The organism is Janthinobacterium sp. BJB301 (assembly GCF_002735685.1).
GTDB classification, from domain to species: domain Bacteria; phylum Pseudomonadota; class Gammaproteobacteria; order Burkholderiales; family Burkholderiaceae_D; genus Janthinobacterium; species Janthinobacterium lividum.
Window position 1 is genome coordinate 1 of record NZ_PDZJ01000023.1, and the last position, 558, is coordinate 558.

Annotated in this window: 2 tRNA genes and 1 rRNA gene; all 3 read left to right on the forward strand. The window is 45.3% G+C overall.

Annotated features, from left to right (window positions below):
* The first annotated feature begins 36 nt into the window (after positions 1-36).
* Positions 37-113: transfer RNA gene (locus tag CSQ91_RS28430), tRNA-Ile, on the forward strand.
* A gap of 25 nt (positions 114-138) precedes the next feature.
* A tRNA-Ala gene (locus CSQ91_RS28435) sits at positions 139-214 on the forward strand.
* Between the two features lie 240 nt (positions 215-454).
* Positions 455-558 (forward strand): 23S ribosomal RNA (locus tag CSQ91_RS28440); the annotation flags it as partial.

The following is a 558-nucleotide window of genomic DNA, read 5'->3' on the forward strand; positions in this document are numbered from 1 at the left end:
CACACTTATCGGCTGTTAATATAAAGAACAGCATTTGGGGCTGTAGCTCAGCTGGTTAGAGCACCGTGTTGATAACGCGGGGGTCGTTGGTTCGAGTCCAACCAGCCCTACCAGTTTCTGTAGTCTGTATTACCCATTGGGGGATTAGCTCAGCTGGGAGAGCACCTGCTTTGCAAGCAGGGGGTCGTCGGTTCGATCCCGTCATCCTCCACCAAAAGTTCAAACGTAAGTTGATCACACTGGTGATTGAATTTAGGTTTGGTCTTTTCGAGATCAAGTGCTGTATGTTCTTTAACAATCTGGAAGAAGTAAAGATTATTTATTGATCGGTTTGCCGTAAAAGGTAAATCGATGGGTAATGATTGTATGTATCAACAAACAAGCAACAACGTTGTACTTTCTTATCCCTGTAGCGCTCTTTGATGATTTCGGTTATCAGAGGCTAACGTTATAGGGACAAGCGAATAAGTGCACATGGTGGATGCCTTGGCGATTACAGGCGATGAAGGACGTAGTAGCTTGCGATAAGCTGCGGGGAGTGAGCAAACACACTTTGAT